Source organism: Pseudocitrobacter vendiensis, assembly GCF_943590815.1.
GTDB lineage: Bacteria > Pseudomonadota > Gammaproteobacteria > Enterobacterales > Enterobacteriaceae > Pseudocitrobacter > Pseudocitrobacter vendiensis.
This window is the reverse complement of sequence record NZ_CALSBS010000001.1, coordinates 212924-231157: the sequence shown is the minus strand read 5'-3', so window position 1 is coordinate 231157 and position 18234 is coordinate 212924. Positions and strand designations below refer to the sequence as shown.

Here is an 18234-nt window from a genome sequence, read left to right as displayed (position 1 = left end):
AAGCCAGATTGTTTCCCAGCGTTAATTCATGACTTTTAAGAGGTATATCGGCAAAAAGGCGGGAAGCTTGAAGCAAAACGCCCGGTTAAGACCGGGCGTTGGGGGAAATTAATGGTTCTGCGGGCGCTTATCTTTGTGGCCGACGCCAGAAAAGATATTAAACACTTCACCGAGTCCGTAAATCGCCCCCATAATGATAGCCATTACGATAGGCACCATGATTACGGCAAAAACCAGACTTTTCAGCAGTTCTAACATGGTTTACTCCAGACATTATGTTTACCTTATTGTAACCATCTTCCGGAGAAAAACACTCCCTTTTGTGCGATGCGCTTTGCCCATGCCATCATTTCAGTCACAATACCCCTTTTATCAGGACGTCCTTTATGCAGGCAGAAATTCTCCTCACTCTTAAGCTTCAGCAACGTCTGTTTGCCGACCCGCGTCGCATCTCGCTATTGAAACAAATCGCACAAACCGGCTCGATCAGCCAGGGCGCGAAAAACGCCGGTATCAGCTATAAAAGCGCCTGGGATGCCATCAATGAGATGAATACTCTGAGCGAGCATTCTTTGGTCGATCGCGCTACCGGCGGGAAAGGCGGCGGCGGTGCGGTGCTGACACGTTATGGTCAGCGGCTCATTCAGCTCTACGATCTGCTGGCGCAAATTCAGCAAAAAGCGTTCGATGTGCTGAGTGATGATGACGCCCTGCCCCTCGATAGCTTGCTGGCCGCTATTTCCCGTTTTTCGCTGCAAACCAGCGCCCGTAACCAGTGGTTTGGTACGGTCACCCGTCGCGACCACCAGCAGGTGCAGCAGCATGTGGATATTTTATTGGCAGACGGCGAAACTCGTCTGAAAGTGGCCATCACCGCGCAAAGCGGTGAACGCCTTGGGTTGGATGAAGGCAAAGAAGTGCTGGTCCTGCTGAAAGCCCCCTGGGTCAGCGTCACGCGCGACCCGTCGCAGGCCCGCGATGCGGACAATCAGCTTGCCTGCCGTATCAGCCACATCCAGCGCGGCACCGAACAGTGCGAAGTCCTTATGGCACTACCGGATGGGCAAACCCTGTGCGCTACCTTGCCGCTGGAGAAAGCCACAGAACTGGAGGAAGGCGCCGAGGTAACAGCATATTTTAATGCTGACCGCATCATTCTCGCCACGTTGTGCTGATGCCATTGACATCATGATGTGAAAGACGTATCCCTGATAAAAATCGCTGCAAAAAATGGGATACACAATGTCATCATTGCAAATTTCGCAAGGCACGTTTCGTCTTAGCGATACAAAAACGCTGAAAATTGAGCAACTGACCCTGCGCGCCGGTGAAAGCTGGGCGTTTGTCGGCAGCAACGGCAGCGGCAAATCGGCGCTCGCTCGTGCACTGGCGGGAGAACTTCCGCTGCTTTCCGGCTCGCGTGAATGTCAGTTCACCCGTATCACCCGCCTCTCCTTCGAACAATTGCAGAAACTGGTGAGCGATGAATGGCAGCGCAACAATACGGATTTGCTCAGCCCCGGCGAGGAAGACACGGGCCGCACCACCGCAGAAATTATTCAGGATGAGGTCAAAAATGCCACGCACTGCGCAACGCTTGCCGCACGTTTTGGCATCAGTCATTTACTGGAAAGGCGCTTTAAATATCTGTCCACCGGTGAAACGCGTAAGACTCTGCTGTGTCAGGCGCTGATGGCGGAGCCCGATTTATTGATCCTCGATGAACCGTTTGACGGGCTCGACGTTGCCTCTCGCCAACAGCTGGCGCAGCATCTCGCCAGACTCAGTGAGGCCGGTTATACCCTGATGCTGGTCCTCAACCGCTTCGATGATATTCCCGATTTTGTGCCGTTTGTCGGAGTGCTGGCCGATTGTACACTTACCGAAACCGGCGAGAAAAACGCGCTGCTGGCGCAAACGCTGGTCGCGCAGTTGGCGCACAGCGAAAAACTGGCTGGCATGACCTTACCGGAGCCTGATGCCCCTTCTGCGCGGTTATCCCTTGCCGACGATGAAGCACGCATTGTGCTGCGCGATGGCGTCGTCTCCTATAACGATCGGCCCATTATCAACCACCTGAGCTGGACCGTTGCGCCCAACGAGCACTGGCAGATTGTGGGCCCTAATGGCGCGGGGAAATCCACGCTGTTAAGCCTGATAACCGGTGACCACCCCCAGGGTTACAGCAATGACCTGACGCTGTTTGGTCGACGTCGCGGTAGCGGCGAAACCATCTGGGATATCAAGAGGCACATTGGCTACGTCAGCAGCAGCCTGCATCTGGATTATCGCGTCAGCACCACAGTGCGCAACGTTATTCTCTCCGGCTATTTTGACTCCATCGGCATTTACCAGGCGGTATCCGATAAGCAACGAAAACTGGTCGCGCGGTGGCTTGATATTCTCGGTATGGATACGCGTACCGCCGATGCGCCATTCCACAGTCTGTCATGGGGGCAGCAGCGGCTGGCCCTTATTGTGCGCGCACTGGTCAAACATCCTACGCTGCTGATCCTCGACGAACCATTGCAAGGGCTTGACCCGCTCAACCGTCAGGTCGTGCGCCGCTTTATCGACGTGTTAATCAGCGAGGGAAAAACGCAGTTGCTGTTTGTCTCACACCATGCGGAAGATGCCCCAGACTGTATTACCCATCGGCTGGAATTTATTGCCGAGGGCGAGGGATACCGCTATCAGTTAGGCAAAATATAAATATCAGGGCTCCCATTGAGGGGCCCTGATTATATATAAAGAGAACCTTAATCCTGCATTAAAAAAAACTAAAAAGTGAAAAAGCAACGTCAGGAATAAAATCCCTGCGCTCGTTTATTTTTTAGCGCTGACAATGAAGTCGGCTGTGTTATTTACAGGAAAATATATGAATCTTTCGTTTAGATTTCCCCGTACACGATGTGTATTTCTCAGTTTTCTTTTTGCATTATCTTTTCAGGTTTTTGCAGCTAATCAATCGGAACAGCAGCAGGCCGAAGACCCCGCAGAAATTGCCTTTGCCGCGATGCAGCGCGTGGCCGTTCCCGGTCCGGCGACTGTTCCTCTGGGCAAAAAAGCCACGATTCAATTACCCAAAGATTATGTCTATTTTCCAGCAAAAGAGTCGTCTGTATTTATGACCGAATTGGGAAATTACGTCGATGATGCGAATTTTTATGGATTAATTTTCCATAAAAATATCGATGGTTTTATTTCTATTGATTATGATGATTCCGGTTACATTAAGGACGATGATGCGAAAGACTGGGACGCCGATGAATTACTCAGCAGCCTACGCGAAGGGACAAAAGAAGGGAATAAAGATCGTGTGAAAAAAGGCATTCCGGCCATTGAGGTGATTGGCTGGGTGGAAAAACCCAGTTACGATGCCGCCACGCATCGCCTAATTTGGTCTGCCGCCTTAAAAGACATTGGCAGCAATGTGCCTGTGGAAGAGCAAGGTGTGAACTACAATACCTATCTGCTGGGCCGTGAAGGTTACTTCGAATTGAACCTGATTACCGATCGCGGCAGCGTTGAGGTGGCTAAACCCTTGACCAAAACACTGCTCAATGCGGTTAACTTTAACGAAGGCCAGCGTTACAGCGACTATAACGCCAAAACCGATAAACTGGCTGAATATGGTCTGGCGGCGTTGATTGGTGGGATTGCGGCGAAGAAAATTGGTCTGCTGGCGATGATTGGCATCACGCTGCTCAAATTCTGGAAGCTTGCCGCCATCGCGGTGGTTGCTTTCGGCGCCGGGCTGAAACATCTGGTGTTCCGTAAAAAATCTGACGACTAACCCGCCTCTCCCCTGCTGCGCCGGTGTGGCTTTACTGCGCTGGCGCAACATCACGCCATTACATAAAAATTCACCGCATATTTTTAAGATTTATACGATTACCCATAACCGTATGAAAATAAAGAATTTAAAATCAAAGCTACGTTTATGCATTTAGTGTAAACGATTCCACTAATTTATCCCATGTCACACTTTTACCTTCTCTGGTATGCTATCTTCATTACATACCATAAGCCTAATGGAGCGAAAAATGAGAGTACTGGTTACGGGTGGTAGCGGTTACATCGGGAGTCATACCTGCGTGCAGTTGCTGCAACAGGGCCACGAGGTCATCATTCTCGACAACCTGTGTAACAGCAAACGCAGCGTCTTACCGGTAATCGAACGTCTGGGCGGGAAAAAAGCCACGTTCGTGGAAGGCGATATTCGCGATGAAGCATTGATGACCACAATCCTGACCGATCACGCCATCGAGGCGGTGATTCACTTCGCGGGACTGAAGGCAGTTGGCGAGTCGGTGCAAAAACCGCTGGAGTATTATGACAATAACGTTAACGGAACACTACGACTGGTTTCCGCCATGCGTGCCGCGAATGTCAAAAACTTCATTTTCAGCTCCTCCGCTACCGTGTATGGCGACCAGCCAAAAATCCCTTACGTTGAAAGCTTCCCAACCGGTACCCCGCAAAGCCCGTACGGCAAAAGCAAACTGATGGTCGAACAAATCCTGACCGACCTGCAAAAAGCACAGCCGGAATGGAGCATTTCGCTGCTACGTTACTTCAACCCGGTGGGCGCCCATGCCTCTGGCGACATGGGTGAAGATCCGCAGGGCATCCCAAACAATCTGATGCCGTATATCGCTCAGGTTGCGGTTGGCCGCCGCGAATCGCTGGCGATTTTCGGCAACGATTACCCTACGCCTGACGGCACCGGCGTGCGCGACTACATCCACGTGATGGACCTCGCCGACGGTCACGTTGCGGCAATGGAAAAACTGGCGAACAAAGCCGGTGTGCATATTTATAACCTCGGTGCTGGCGTAGGCAGCAGCGTGCTTGACGTGGTGAACGCCTTTAGCAAAGCCTGCGGCAAACCGATTAACTACCATTTCGCTCCCCGTCGTGATGGCGACCTTCCGGCCTACTGGGCCGATGCCTCCAAAGCTGACAAGGATCTGAACTGGCGCGTAACCCGTAATCTCGATGAAATGGCGCAGGACACCTGGCACTGGCAGTCCCGTCATCCTCAGGGATATCCAGACTAAGGATTTCTGATGACGCAATTTAACCCCGTCGATCATCCCCACCGCCGTTATAACCCTTTAACCGGGCAGTGGATTTTAGTTTCACCGCATCGCGCAAAACGCCCCTGGCAAGGGGCGCAAGAGACACCGTCAAAACAGACGCTGCCCGCGCACGATCCGGACTGCTTTTTATGCCCGGGCAACACCCGGGTGACGGGTGACAAAAACCCCGACTACACCAGCACTTATGTTTTTACTAATGACTTCGCCGCGCTGATGACCGACACCCCAGATGCGCCGGAAAGCGACGATCCATTAATGCGTTGCATGAGTGCCCGCGGTACCAGCCGCGTGATCTGCTTCTCGCCGGATCACAGCAAAACGCTGCCCGAATTAACGCTCCCCGCGTTGCAGGAGGTAGTGAAAACCTGGCAGGAACAGACCGCCGAACTGGGTCAACGCTATCCATGGGTACAGGTCTTTGAAAACAAAGGCGCGGCGATGGGCTGCTCCAACCCACATCCGCATGGTCAGGTGTGGGCCAACAGCTTCCTGCCAAATGAAATCGAACGCGAAGATCGCCTGCAACGCGCCTATTTTGCCGAGCAGGGTTCTCCGATGCTGGTCGATTACGTCCAGCGCGAGCTGGCAGACGGCAGCCGTACCGTCGTGGAAACCGAACATTGGCTGGCAGTTGTCCCTTATTGGGCGGCATGGCCGTTCGAAACGCTGCTGCTGCCCAAAACGCATGTCCTGCGCATCACCGACTTATCGGATGCTCAGCGTGACGATTTGGCGCTGGCGCTGAAAAAACTGACCAGCCGCTACGATAATCTGTTCCAGTGCTCCTTCCCCTATTCAATGGGCTGGCACGGCGCGCCGTTTAATGGTGAAGAAAACGCACACTGGCAGTTGCACGCGCACTTCTACCCGCCGCTGCTGCGTTCCGCTACCGTGCGTAAATTTATGGTTGGCTATGAAATGCTGGCAGAAACCCAGCGCGACCTGACGGCAGAACAAGCCGCCGAGCGCCTGCGCGCGGTCAGTGATATTCATTTTCGCGAGTCCGGAGAATAACAATGAGTCTGAAAGAAAGAACACAATCCCTGTTTGCTGAAAAATTTGGCTACCCTGCTACCCACATTATTCAGGCACCAGGCCGCGTTAACCTGATCGGCGAACATACCGACTATAACGACGGTTTTGTGCTGCCCTGCGCCATTGATTACCAGACGGTGATCAGCTGCGCGCCGCGTCAGGATCGTACCGTTCGCGTGATTGCCGCCGATTACGATAACCAGACCGATGAATTCTCCCTCGATGCGCCTATCGTGACACATGGCACGCAGCAGTGGTCTAACTATGTACGCGGCGTGGTGAAACATCTGCAAAAACGCAACGCAGACTTCGGCGGCGCGGATCTGGTAATCAGCGGTAATGTGCCGCAGGGCGCGGGCCTCAGCTCTTCCGCCTCGCTGGAAGTCGCCGTCGGCACCGTGTTCCAGCAGCTGTATCATCTGCCGCTGGATGGCGCGCAGATTGCGCTGAACGGTCAGGAAGCCGAGAACCAGTTCGTGGGGTGTAACTGCGGCATCATGGATCAGCTGATTTCCGCGCTGGGCAAGAAAGATCATGCGTTACTGATCGACTGCCGCACGCTGGGCACCAAAGCGGTCTCTATGCCGAAGGGCGTAGCGGTGGTGATCATTAACAGTAACTTCAAACGCACGCTGGTCGGCAGCGAGTACAACACGCGTCGCGAGCAGTGCGAAACCGGCGCGCGCTTCTTCCAACAACCTGCCCTGCGTGATGTCACGCTGGATCAATTCAACGCGGTTGCCAGCCAGCTTGACCCCATCGTGGCTAAACGCGTACGTCACGTGCTGACCGAAAACGCCCGTACCGTAGAAGCCGCTGAGGCGCTGGAAAAAGGCGACCTTAAACACATGGGTAAACTGATGGCGGAATCTCATGCCTCTATGCGTGATGATTTCGAAATCACCGTGCCACAAATCGACACGCTGGTTGAGATCGTGAAAACCACGATTGGCGACAAGGGTGGCGTACGTATGACCGGTGGCGGCTTCGGCGGCTGTATCGTGGCGCTGGTGCCGGAAGAGATGGTGGATGCCGTACAGCAGGCCGTGGCTGACCAGTATGAAGCTAAAACCGGCATCAAAGAGACATTCTACGTTTGCAAACCTTCACAAGGAGCTGGACAGTGCTAACCGAAACGCCAACCCTGGCCCCCGATGGCCTTCCGTATCGCCTGGTCACTCTGCGTAATGCGCAGGGCGTGGTGGTGACACTCATGGACTGGGGCGCGACGCTGCTCTCCGCACGTATTCCACTGGCGGATGGTTCTATTCGCGAAGCGCTGCTGGGCTGCGCCTCACCGGAACAGTACAGCCAGCAGGCCGCCTACTTTGGCGCATCCATTGGCCGTTACGCCAACCGTATCGCCAAAAGCCGCTTTACGCTGGATGGCAAAACCTATGCGTTGACCCCAAGCCAGGGCGAAAATCAGCTGCACGGCGGCAGCGAAGGGTTTGATAAACGTCGCTGGGCCATCAGCAACCAGAACGACACCCAGGTGTTGTTCACCCTGACGTCCGACGATGGCGACCAGGGTTTTCCGGGCACGCTCAACGCCTCAGCGCGTTATCACCTGACGGACGATAACCGCATCTCTATCGAATATCGCGCAACCGTCGATAAAGCCTGTCCGGTGAATATGACCAACCACGTCTACTTCAACCTCAATGGCGAGCAGAGTGACGTGCGTAGCCACAAACTGCAACTTCTGGCAGATGCCTACCTGCCGGTGGATGAAATGGGGATTCCCCATGACGGCCTGAAAGACGTGACTGGCACCAGCTTCGATTTCCGCCAGCCGAAGGCGATTTCCACCGATTTTCTGGCCGACGGCGATCAGCAGAAAGTAAAAGGTTACGATCACGCTTTTCTGTTACAGGCGAAAGGCGATGCTTCTCAGGTTGTCGCCCGCGTGTGGTCGCAGGATGAGAAATTGCAGATGAAGGTCTTTACCTCAGCCCCTGCCCTGCAATTTTACTCCGGCAACTTCCTCGACGGTACACCGTCTCGCGGCAGCGAACCTTATACCGCATGGCAAGGTCTGGCGCTGGAAAGCGAGTTCCTGCCCGATAGCCCGAACCACCCGGAATGGCCGCAACCTGACTGCGTGCTACGGCCAGGCGAAGAGTATGTCAGTTTGACGGAATATCAGTTTATTGCCGAGTAATGCCCATCGACCGGATGTCCTTCTGACATCCGGTCATTTTTTTTGCGCACTTTGCTGAATTTAGCGTCAATTATCGACAAATTCACAACCCTGCATTCACAACCACCTTACACTCAGCCGCTATTTTCGCTATGGTTATGCATAAGCGTTGCCGTCGAGCCGATCGCGGCAATATAATGAGAATTGTTATCATTCAAATAAAGCTTGAGGAGTGAGAGTATGGCTGTAACTAAGCTGGTACTGGTTCGTCACGGTGAAAGTCAGTGGAACAACGAAAACCGCTTTACGGGTTGGTATGACGTGGACCTGTCAGAGAAAGGCGTTGGCGAAGCGAAAGCGGCCGGTAAACTGCTGAAGGCTGAAGGCTACACCTTCGATTTTGCTTATACCTCCGTGCTGAAACGTGCCATCCATACGCTGTGGAATGTGCTGGACGAGCTGGATCAAGCGTGGCTGCCGGTTGAGAAATCCTGGAAACTGAACGAACGTCATTACGGTGCGCTTCAGGGTCTGAACAAAGCGGAAACCGCAGCAAAATACGGTGACGACCAGGTGAAACAGTGGCGTCGTGGTTTTGCCATCACCCCGCCAGAGCTGACCAAAGATGACGAGCGCTACCCGGGCCACGACCCGCGTTATGCCAAACTGACCGATAAAGAGCTGCCGGTTACCGAAAGCCTGGCGCTGACCATCGATCGCGTCGTGCCGTACTGGAACGAAACCATTCTGCCACGCATTAAAAGCGGTGAACGCGTGATCATCGCCGCTCACGGTAACTCTCTGCGTGCGCTGGTGAAATACCTGGATAACATGGGCGAAGAAGAGATTATCGACCTGAACATCCCAACCGGCGTGCCGCTGGTGTATGAGTTCGACGAAAACTTCAAGCCTATCAAACATTACTATCTGGGCAATGCTGACGAAATCGCTGCAAAAGCAGCTGCCGTGGCAAACCAGGGTAAAGCGAAGTAATCATGAAAAACGGGTAGCGCAAGCTACCCGTTCAAATTGCTGACATTATGCGATTTGTTCTTGCCGGGTGCGGCGTAAACGCCTTATCCAGCCTACAAAACATCGCACAAGTTATGTAGGCCTGATAAGCGTAGCGCATCAGGCGCCTTATCCGCGACGTGCTTTTACCGCATTCGCCAACTGACGCAGGATGGTTTCCGTATCTTCCCAACCGATGCAGGCATCGGTAATGCTCTTGCCGTAAACCAGTGGTTCACCGTTGTCCGGGTTCTGATTGCCTTCCACCAGGTGGCTTTCAATCATCACGCCAATAATCGCCTGCTCACCGCCCGCAATTTGCTGGCAGACGTCCGCGCCCACTTCCATCTGTTTTTTGAATTGCTTACTGGAGTTTGCGTGACTGAAATCGATCATCACCTGAGCGGGAAGGTCGGCTTTTTTCAACGATTCTTTTACGCTGGCCACGTGTGCGGCACTGTAGTTCGGCTCTTTGCCACCGCGCAGAATGATGTGGCAGTCACCGTTACCGCTGGTGTTAACGATAGCGGAATGCCCCCATTTGGTGACAGAAAGGAAACAGTGTGGCGCACCTGCCGCATTGATGGCGTCAATAGCCACTTTCATGGTGCCATCCGTCCCGTTTTTAAAACCGACCGGGCAGGAAAGGCCCGAGGCCAGTTCGCGGTGCACCTGAGATTCGGTCGTACGCGCACCAATTGCACCCCAGCTCATTAAATCGGCCAGGTATTGTGGGGTTATCATATCAAGGAACTCGCCCGCTGCCGGCAGGCCGGTGTCGTTGATATCGAGCAGCAACTTACGCGCGATGCGCAGGCCATCGTTGATTTGGTAGCTGTGATCCATGTGCGGATCGTTAATCAGCCCCTTCCAGCCCACCGTGGTACGCGGTTTTTCAAAATAGACGCGCATGACGATTTCGAGCGAATCACTAAGTTCTTCACGCATCGCCAGCAGGCGTGATGCGTACTCTTTCGCCGCGGCTGGATCGTGGATAGAACATGGGCCAATCACCACCAGAAGACGATCGTCGTTGCCTTTCAGGATTTTGTGAATCGCTTTGCGCGCACGGGAAACCGTATTAGCAGCGTTTTCTGTGGCGGGGAATTTCTCAAGGAGTGCGACCGGAGGCAATAACTCGTTGATCTCTTTGATACGTAAATCGTCGTTCTGATAATTCATGTTCGTTCCAGTGTTGCCATACTTATATGATTGAATGCAATCCCCTCAATCTATATCTTTCGTCAGAAAGTGTAAACTGGGTTTTACACCTTGCGCGGAATAATCCTGGAATTAGCCTAAAAAACGCCAGAAAGTAGCGAATAACGAGATCTAACCTACAATTTTTAACTGTAACGACTCTGTTTTATTATTTTTTCGAGATTCTCTACTGGCTTGATTGGCCTGTGGCGACATCTTTAACCATTGCCTGCCACCCTCGTTGGCATAAGTACGTCGGAAGATGCTATCCGGTACTGAAGACATAACAGGAGCACCTTATGAAAACGACTAAACTGAGCACACTTCTCCTTACCGCTACGCTCACTCTCGCCAGCGGCGCGGCTCTGGCCGCAGATACGGGCGCGCAAAGTAACAATGGTCAGGCGAATGCCGCTGCTGATGCCGGCCAGGTAGCCCCTGATGCGAAAGAAAATGTTGCACCGAACGGTGTTGATAATAGCAATATCAATACGGGTTCTGGCAGCACAATGCATCATCAACAAGGTTCCGCCACCCATCATGACGGGATGACTAAGGATGAAGTGCATAAAAATTCGATGTGCAAAGATGGTCGCTGCCCGGATATCAACAAAAAAGTTGAAAACGGAAATGGCACCAAGAATGATCCCGCGAGTAAAACTGATGGCACCACTCAGTAATGTTTGAAACATGTCGATAACGGGAGAGCTTATGCTCTCCTTTTTTATTTTGTTGGCGTAAAAAAGGTATGATGTCATACAGTTAACAAAAGCATAAAACGGATGACATTATGGCGCACTCACACTCACATGCTTCCCCCCATCTTCCCGAAGACAAAAACGCCCGCCGATTGCTGCTGGCGTTTATCATCACTGCTGGATTTATGGTGGTGGAGACCATCGGTGGGATTATTTCTGGTTCGCTGGCGCTGCTGGCCGATGCCGGACATATGCTGACCGACTCCGCCGCGCTGCTGTTTGCGCTACTGGCCGTCCACTTTGCGCGTCGTCCACCAAATGCCCGTCATACCTTTGGTTGGCTGCGCCTCACCACCCTCGCTGCGTTTGTTAACGCCATCGCACTGGTGGTCATTACCATTCTGATCGTCTGGGAAGCAATCCAGCGCTTCTACCATCCGCAGCCCATCGCTGGGGCAACCATGATGATCATTGCCGTCGCAGGGTTAATTGCCAATATTCTTTCGTTCTGGATCCTCCACCGCGGTAGCGATGAAAAAAACCTGAATGTACGCGCCGCGGCACTGCATGTAATGGGCGATCTACTGGGATCGGTGGGCGCGATTGCCGCCGCGGTGGTGATCATGATGACGGGCTGGACGCCTATCGATCCGATTCTGTCAGTGCTGGTCTCGTGCCTGGTGCTGCGTAGCGCGTGGTCGCTGCTGAAAGAAAGCGTTAATGAACTACTGGAAGGCGCGCCGCGCACTATGGATGTCACGGCGCTGAAACGCGATCTGCGCAGAGCCATTCCCGAAGTCCGCGACGTGCACCACGTTCACGTCTGGCTGGTGGGCGAAAAACCGCTCATGACGCTGCATGTTCAGGTGGTGCCGCCGCACGATCATGATGCGCTACTCGACAGTATTCAGCACTTTCTTGAACATCATTATCAGATTGAGCACGCTACCATCCAGATGGAGTATCAGCCCTGTAGCGGCCCGGAATGCCATCTCAACGAGACGACAGCCGGACACGGGCATCATCACCATCATTAATGAGAAAACGCGCGAGAGCCTCGCTCACGCGCGCTGTTCATCCACATTCGACTACCGTTAAGCGCGATAAAGGTCAGGATCAGGTATTCCAGCGACATGGCGTACACGCCCTGAAGGGCAAAAATCACCACGCTGATAAGGTTGATTATCACCCACAGCAGCCAGTTCTCCACGTATTTGCGCGTCATTAGCACCATCGCCACAATCGACAACACCATCATGCAGGAATCCCAGAACGGGAACGCGTCAGGCTGCAGCGTGGGCTGCGTGACGTTCAGGCCAAAGAACTGCATCACGTTCACCGCCACGCGCGTCAGGAAAGCAAACACCGGGTCGATGTAAACCGTCATCAGGCCAATCGCCACCACACAGGCTGCCAGCCAACCGAGCGCTTTCGGCTTCGGTAGCCAGCGGATTTGCAGTTCGGCTTCATGTTGCTGGGTTTGTCGCGACCACGCATACCAGCCATAAATATTTGCCGCAAAGAAGAACAGTTGCAGCAGCAGGCTGGCGTAGAGCTGAATCTGGAAGAAAATAATCGCGAACAGGGTGACGTTAACCAGCCCGAAAAAGTAGTTCACGATTTTTTCCAGGCTTGCCAGCCAGATACACAGTAATCCCGCCACGGTACCGACGGCTTCAATCCAGGAGAGGTCATAACCGCCCGCGCCGATAGGGATGTGCACCAGAATGTTTTGCGTACTAAAGAAATCCATTTTATCTCCAGAGGGTTATCACGTTATCCCCGAAGTGTAGCCGCAAAATCAAGCATGCGGTTCAGTGGCACCAGCGCGCCCTGACGCTGCGTCTCGTCAACGTGAATTTCATGCGCGGCACCGCCCTGCTCCAGCCCTTCAGCAATGGCTTTCAGGCCATTCATTGCCATCCACGGGCAATGTGCGCAGGTGCGACAGGTGGCGCCTTCCCCCGCCGTCGGCGCCTCCAGCAGTTCTTTTTCTGGTACGGCCTGCTGCATCTTGTAAAAAATACCACGGTCGGTCGCGACGATCAGCTGTGGGTGCGGCAGGGTTTTGGCGGCGTTGATGAGCTGGCTGGTTGAACCTACGGCATCAGCCATATCGACAATCGCTTGTGGTGACTCCGGGTGTACCAGAATAGCCGCCTGGGGATACAACGCTTTCATACGCGCGAGCGCCTGGGTTTTGAATTCATCATGTACGATACAGGCGCCATTCCAGCACAGCACATCTGCGCCAGTCTGTTTCTGGACATAACTGCCGAGGTGGCGATCCGGCGCCCAGATGATTTTTTCACCCAAACTATCAAGATGCTCAATGAGTTCGACTGCGATACTGGACGTCACCACCCAATCCGCACGCGCTTTTACCGCGGCGGAAGTATTGGCATAGACAACAACGGTGCGATCGGGATGCGCATCGCAGAAGGCGTTAAACGCTTCAATGGGGCAGCCAAGATCAAGCGAACACTCTGCATGCAGAGTGGGCATGAGAATGGTTTTCTCAGGGCTAAGGATTTTCGCCGTCTCGCCCATAAAACGAACGCCTGCGACCAGTAACGTTGTTGCCGGATGCTTTGCGCCAAAGCGCGCCATCTCCAGAGAGTCCGAGATGCATCCCCCTGTCTCTTCGGCCAGTTGCTGAATTTCCGGGTCGGTGTAGTAATGCGCCACCATCACCGCATTGCGTTCTTTCAACAGGCGTTTGATTTTCTCGCGGTAGAACTGTTTTTCATCCACGCTGAGGGCCACCGGTTTCGGCGGGAAGGGGTAAATTGCGGCTTCTGGGTCAAACATCACGCTCATCATGCTGTCTCGTTTTACTAACTTAACGATATTGCCGATAACAGGCGTATAAAACGCATCAATCGGGCACCGGTGTTTTATATGCTAAACAAGATAGCTGAAATGAGGGGAAAAGTCGTGGAGATTTTAGTACGGGTGGTTGTCGGGTGGCGCTGCGCTTACCCGACCTACAAGGCAATGCGAGGTATAGGCCTGATAAGCGAAGCGCCATCAGGCAATTTCCCAAACCGTAGATAGCAAAAAGGCGCCTTTAGGGCGCCTTTTTACACTGGTGGGTCGTGCAGGATGACTCGCTTCGCTCGCCCTTCGGGTCGTCGCCGCAAGCGGCTCCGTTGTTTCGCTTCGCTCAACACCGAACCTGCTGCAGGTTCGAATCGTATAAACCGCAGATAGCAAAAAGGCGCCTTTAGGGCGCCTTTTTACACTGGTGGGTCGTGCAGGATTCGAACCTGCGACCAATTGATTAAAAGTCAACTGCTCTACCAACTGAGCTAACGACCCCTTGCGGGATTTTACTACTTAAATCATTCAGGATGGTGGGTCGTGCAGGATGACTCGACTTCGTCTCGCCCTTCGGGCCGTTGCTGACGCAACGTTATCCTTCACGTTCTCTACCAGTAACCACCTTTAAATTGGTGGGTCGTGCAGGATTCGAACCTGCGACCAATTGATTAAAAGTCAACTGCTCTACCAACTGAGCTAACGACCCATTCGGGTGTTGCCTGAAAGATTTTTACTCGGTTACCAATTTAAAATTGGTGGGTCGTGCAGGATTCGAACCTGCGACCAATTGATTAAAAGTCAACTGCTCTACCAACTGAGCTAACGACCCGAGTGGTGGGTGATGACGGGATCGAACCGCCGACCCCCTCCTTGTAAGGGAGGTGCTCTCCCAGCTGAGCTAATCACCCGATACTGCGCTGGATACTACAAACTGCTTCCACCAAAATGATGGTGGGTCGTGCAGGATGACTCGGCTTCGCCTCGCCCTACGGGCCGTTGCTACGCAACGTTATCCTACACGGTTAACATCGTCATTCGATGTTAAAGTGGTGGGTCGTGCAGGATTCGAACCTGCGACCAATTGATTAAAAGTCAACTGCTCTACCAACTGAGCTAACGACCCGGTGGTGGGTGATGACGGGATCGAACCGCCGACCCCCTCCTTGTAAGGGAGGTGCTCTCCCAGCTGAGCTAATCACCCGATACTGCGCTGGATACTGCTTACTAACAGAGTTAGTGGTGGGTCGTGCAGGATTCGAACCTGCGACCAATTGATTAAAAGTCAACTGCTCTACCAACTGAGCTAACGACCCACTTTTACGTTGTTTTCGAGATGTTTAATATCCCGTTGCAACGGCGGCATATATTACTGATTTCAGAATTGAGCGCAACAAATATTTCGACGAAGATCACTTAAGTGCTTATGTTTCATGCGGCATGACCAGAAATAACGCGATTCCTGGTCATGCTTCAGGCATTACATCCCATTAAGGCGTTTCTGAGCCTGTTTAGCCCCATCGGTGCCTGGGTACTTCGCAACCACCTGCTGGTACACTGCCTTCGCCTTAGCAGTATCCCCTTTGTCCTGCATGATCACCCCGACCTTAAACATCGCGTCAGCCGCTTTCGGTGATTTCGGGTAGTTTTTCACCACGGAGGCAAAATAGTACGCCGCATCGTCTTTTTTACCCTTGTTGTAATTCAACTGACCGAGCCAGTAATTGGCATTCGGTTGATACGTTGAATCAGGATATTTTTTGACGAAGTTCTGAAACGCCGCCATTGCGTCGTCCTGGCGAGAGGAATCCTTCACCAGTGCAATCGCTGCGTTGTAGTCCGTATTGGCGTCACCCGTCTGCGCAGGCACGCCAGAGGCCGCTGCGTCGGCTGCCGGTGCTGGCGTTGCCGTCGCGCTGCCGCCCTGCTCACCGGACGCCTGTTGCGTCTGTGCGCCAGCGCCGCCGCTCGTCAGACTGTCAATCTGCAACAGGATCTGCTTCTGGCGCTCAACAATCTGGTTCATCTGGTATTGACTTTCCTGGATTTGACCACGCAGGGAGTCGATATCAGATTGGTTGTCAGAGAGTTGTTGCTGGAGTTGGGTCAAAAGTTGACTGTGAGCATTAGAAATACGCTCAAGGGAGGTGACACGGTCTTCGACCGAGCCTGAGCCGACACTACTGATTGGCGCCTGAGCATTAGCGGCCCAGGGGGCCGCTATGCCAACCAGTAACGACAGACTCAACATGTGATGTCTGAAGTTACTGCTCATGCAATTCTCTTAGTAAACCAGTACGGCACGACGGTTTTTGGAGTAAGCCGCTTCGTCATGACCCAGTACTGCAGGTTTTTCTTTACCGTAAGAAACGATGGAGATCTGGTCAGCAGAAACGCCTTTACCCTGCAGGTACATTTTAACAGCGTTTGCACGACGTTCGCCCAGGGAAATGTTGTACTCAGGAGTACCACGTTCGTCCGCGTGACCTTCTACGGTGACTTTGTAAGACGGGTTGCTACGCAGGAAGTTAGCGTGCGCATCCAGCATTGCAGCGAAGTCAGAACGGATATCGTATTTGTCCAGATCGAAGTATACGATGTTGTTCTGCTGCAGCTGTTGCATCTGCAGACGAGCCTGCTCTTCGGAGGACATGTTGCCGCTGCCGTTTGCATCCATACCAGTGCCAGCGCCGTTCAGCATGCCGCCTTCGCTGCCATCGTTGCTTGCATTCTTGTTAGAAGAACACGCCGCGATCGCCATTACCGGCAGAGCCAGCATCAGTCCTTTCAGCACTTTGTTCAGTTGCATTTCTTTGATTCCTTTAATAATTCAATTATTTATTATTACAGATACGGCGACCAGGCAGGGAATTTGACCTGTCCATCAGTTGCCGGAAGACGCGCTTTGAAACGCCCATCTGTAGAAACCAGATTCAGCACGGATCCCATCCCCTGAGAAGAGCTGTAGATTACCATAGTGCCGTTAGGTGCCAGACTTGGCGTTTCGTCCAGGAACGTTGACGACAACACTTGTACGCCACCCGCTACCAGATCTTGTTTGGCAATGTGCTGCTGACCACTATTGGAGCTGACCATTACCATAAACTTACCGTCGCTGCTCACATCCGCATCCTGGTTCTGAGAACCTTCCCAGGTGATACGCTGCGGAGCACCGCCGTTAACATTCACTTTATACACCTGCGGACGACCGGCCTGGTCAGAGGTAAAGGCCAGATTCTGGCTGTCCGGGAACCAGGTTGGTTCGGTGTTGTTGCTGCGACCATCGGTTACCTGACGGATCTGGCCCGAGCCGATATCCATCACGTACAGGTTCAGGCTACCGGTTTTAGACAGGGCAAACGCCAGTTTGCTGCCATCCGGAGAGAACGCTGGTGCACCGTTGTGACGCGGGAACGACGCTACCTGACGAACCGCACCGTTGGACAGCGTCTGGATAACCAGCGCAGAACGGCCGCTTTCGAAGGTAACGTAAGCCAGTTTAGATCCGTCCGGAGACCACGCCGGAGACATCAACGGCTGTGGTGAACGGTGAACCACGAACTGATTGTAGCCATCATAGTCAGACACGCGCAGTTCATACGGGAACTGACCGCCGTTAGTCTGCACAACGTAGGCGATACGTGTACGGAACGCGCCTTTGATGCTGGTCAGCTTCTCGAACACTTCGTCACTGGCAGTATGGCCCGCATAACGCAGCCACTGCTTGTTCACTTTGTAAGAGTTCTGTGCCAGAACGGTACCCGGCGCACCGCCAGTATCGACCAACTGGTAGGCAACAGTATAGCTGCCATCAGCGTTAGGCGAGACCTGACCGACGACAACCGCATCAATACCCAGCGCAGACCATGCCGCAGGTTGAACTTCCTGCGCGGAGCCTGGCTGCTGCGGCAGCTTGGCTCTGTCTAACGGGTTAAATTTACCGCTGTTACGCAGATCTGCACCGACGATACCGCCGATATCTTCAGGTGCTGCGCCCGGTCCGGCCCACTGGAAGGGAACCACACCAATTGGACGTGCCGAATCGACCCCTTGGGTGATCTCGATACGTACTTCTGCGTGCAGCACCGCCGCCCACAGCATTAAGAAACCAAATGCTACTCGTAATGCCTGCTTCATCATATCTCCCTTATCTGGACGAAAAGCCCACGATAATTTAGCAGAATGTTAACAAACTCAAATACACAAAACTACCAAAACCCTG

17 protein-coding genes, 7 tRNA genes and 1 other RNA gene are annotated in these 18234 nt (G+C 53.2%); 10 read left to right on the top strand and 15 right to left on the bottom strand.

Features of this window, described 5'->3' with window-relative positions:
• Positions 1-108: 108 nt before the first annotated feature.
• Positions 109-258: an AcrZ family multidrug efflux pump-associated protein gene (locus NMC31_RS01110; protein WP_149464456.1), complete on the bottom strand. Its 150-nt coding sequence runs from the start codon at positions 256-258 to the stop codon at positions 109-111.
• Between the two features lie 128 nt (positions 259-386).
• Here NMC31_RS01110 and modE point away from each other — a divergent pair, with 128 nt between their 5' ends.
• From modE to gpmA, 8 genes are all read left to right on the top strand, one after another.
• Complete coding sequence (gene modE, locus NMC31_RS01105) at positions 387-1175, top strand: molybdenum-dependent transcriptional regulator (protein ID WP_253896667.1); 789 nt, start codon at positions 387-389, stop codon at positions 1173-1175.
• Positions 1176-1242: 67 nt separating this feature from the next.
• Positions 1243-2712: a molybdate ABC transporter ATP-binding protein ModF gene (gene modF, locus NMC31_RS01100; RefSeq protein WP_253896666.1), complete on the top strand. Its 1470-nt coding sequence runs from the start codon at positions 1243-1245 to the stop codon at positions 2710-2712.
• Positions 2713-2878: 166 nt separating this feature from the next.
• The gene (locus NMC31_RS01095) at positions 2879-3796 is read left to right on the top strand and encodes a DUF2167 domain-containing protein (RefSeq protein WP_149464453.1); all 918 of its coding nucleotides are present in this window, start codon (positions 2879-2881) and stop codon (positions 3794-3796) included.
• A gap of 250 nt (positions 3797-4046) precedes the next feature.
• A complete protein-coding gene (galE, locus tag NMC31_RS01090; protein WP_149464452.1) occupies positions 4047-5063 on the top strand; it encodes a UDP-glucose 4-epimerase GalE in 1017 nt (338 codons plus the stop codon).
• 9 nt (positions 5064-5072) lie between these two features.
• Positions 5073-6119: a galactose-1-phosphate uridylyltransferase gene (galT, locus tag NMC31_RS01085; RefSeq protein WP_149464451.1), complete on the top strand. Its 1047-nt coding sequence runs from the start codon at positions 5073-5075 to the stop codon at positions 6117-6119.
• Positions 6120-6121: 2 nt separating this feature from the next.
• Positions 6122-7270, top strand: a complete 1149-nt coding sequence (galK, locus tag NMC31_RS01080; RefSeq protein WP_253896665.1) for a galactokinase — start codon at positions 6122-6124, stop codon at positions 7268-7270.
• The gene (galM, locus tag NMC31_RS01075) at positions 7264-8304 is read left to right on the top strand and encodes a galactose-1-epimerase (protein ID WP_149464449.1); all 1041 of its coding nucleotides are present in this window, start codon (positions 7264-7266) and stop codon (positions 8302-8304) included. Before galK ends, galM begins: the two co-directional genes overlap by 7 nt.
• Positions 8305-8523: 219 nt before the next feature.
• Positions 8524-9276, top strand: a complete 753-nt coding sequence (gpmA, locus tag NMC31_RS01070; RefSeq protein WP_015965286.1) for a 2,3-diphosphoglycerate-dependent phosphoglycerate mutase — start codon at positions 8524-8526, stop codon at positions 9274-9276.
• A 147-nt stretch (positions 9277-9423) separates the two neighbouring features.
• Here gpmA and aroG read toward each other — a convergent pair whose 3' ends face one another.
• Positions 9424-10476, bottom strand: coding sequence for a 3-deoxy-7-phosphoheptulonate synthase AroG (gene aroG / locus NMC31_RS01065; protein ID WP_253896664.1), 1053 nt, complete (start codon positions 10474-10476; stop codon positions 9424-9426).
• Between the two features lie 317 nt (positions 10477-10793).
• Here aroG and NMC31_RS01060 point away from each other — a divergent pair, with 317 nt between their 5' ends.
• A complete protein-coding gene (locus NMC31_RS01060; protein WP_253896663.1) occupies positions 10794-11174 on the top strand; it encodes a YbgS-like family protein in 381 nt (126 codons plus the stop codon).
• A 110-nt stretch (positions 11175-11284) separates the two neighbouring features.
• Positions 11285-12229, top strand: a complete 945-nt coding sequence (gene zitB, locus NMC31_RS01055) for a CDF family zinc transporter ZitB (protein ID WP_149464443.1) — start codon at positions 11285-11287, stop codon at positions 12227-12229.
• Here the strand turns inward: zitB and pnuC are convergent.
• From pnuC to tolB, 13 genes are all read right to left on the bottom strand, one after another.
• Complete coding sequence (gene pnuC / locus NMC31_RS01050; protein WP_253896662.1) at positions 12226-12945, bottom strand: nicotinamide riboside transporter PnuC; 720 nt, start codon at positions 12943-12945, stop codon at positions 12226-12228. The two genes, zitB and pnuC, sit on opposite strands and share 4 nt — an antisense overlap.
• A 23-nt stretch (positions 12946-12968) precedes the next feature.
• A complete protein-coding gene (nadA, locus tag NMC31_RS01045) occupies positions 12969-14012 on the bottom strand; it encodes a quinolinate synthase NadA (RefSeq protein ID WP_253896812.1) in 1044 nt (347 codons plus the stop codon).
• Positions 14013-14281: 269 nt separating this feature from the next.
• Positions 14282-14413: non-coding RNA, RtT sRNA (locus NMC31_RS01040), on the bottom strand.
• Positions 14414-14437: 24 nt separating this feature from the next.
• Positions 14438-14513: transfer RNA gene (locus NMC31_RS01035), tRNA-Lys, on the bottom strand.
• A gap of 132 nt (positions 14514-14645) precedes the next feature.
• Positions 14646-14721: transfer RNA gene (locus tag NMC31_RS01030), tRNA-Lys, on the bottom strand.
• A gap of 47 nt (positions 14722-14768) precedes the next feature.
• A tRNA-Lys gene (locus tag NMC31_RS01025) sits at positions 14769-14844 on the bottom strand.
• Between the two features lie 3 nt (positions 14845-14847).
• A tRNA-Val gene (locus NMC31_RS01020) sits at positions 14848-14923 on the bottom strand.
• 139 nt (positions 14924-15062) lie between these two features.
• Positions 15063-15138: transfer RNA gene (locus NMC31_RS01015), tRNA-Lys, on the bottom strand.
• A gap of 2 nt (positions 15139-15140) precedes the next feature.
• Positions 15141-15216: transfer RNA gene (locus NMC31_RS01010), tRNA-Val, on the bottom strand.
• 36 nt (positions 15217-15252) lie between these two features.
• Positions 15253-15328: transfer RNA gene (locus tag NMC31_RS01005), tRNA-Lys, on the bottom strand.
• A 164-nt stretch (positions 15329-15492) separates the two neighbouring features.
• Entirely contained in the window at positions 15493-16287 is a 795-nt protein-coding gene (gene cpoB, locus NMC31_RS01000; protein WP_253896661.1) for a cell division protein CpoB, read from the bottom strand.
• A 9-nt stretch (positions 16288-16296) separates the two neighbouring features.
• Positions 16297-16821, bottom strand: coding sequence for a peptidoglycan-associated lipoprotein Pal (gene pal / locus NMC31_RS00995; protein WP_015965297.1), 525 nt, complete (start codon positions 16819-16821; stop codon positions 16297-16299).
• Positions 16822-16856: 35 nt separating this feature from the next.
• Positions 16857-18149 (bottom strand): Tol-Pal system beta propeller repeat protein TolB, encoded by a 1293-nt coding sequence (gene tolB / locus NMC31_RS00990; RefSeq protein WP_253896811.1) that lies wholly within the window; start codon positions 18147-18149, stop codon positions 16857-16859.
• Positions 18150-18234: the final 85 nt, after the last annotated feature.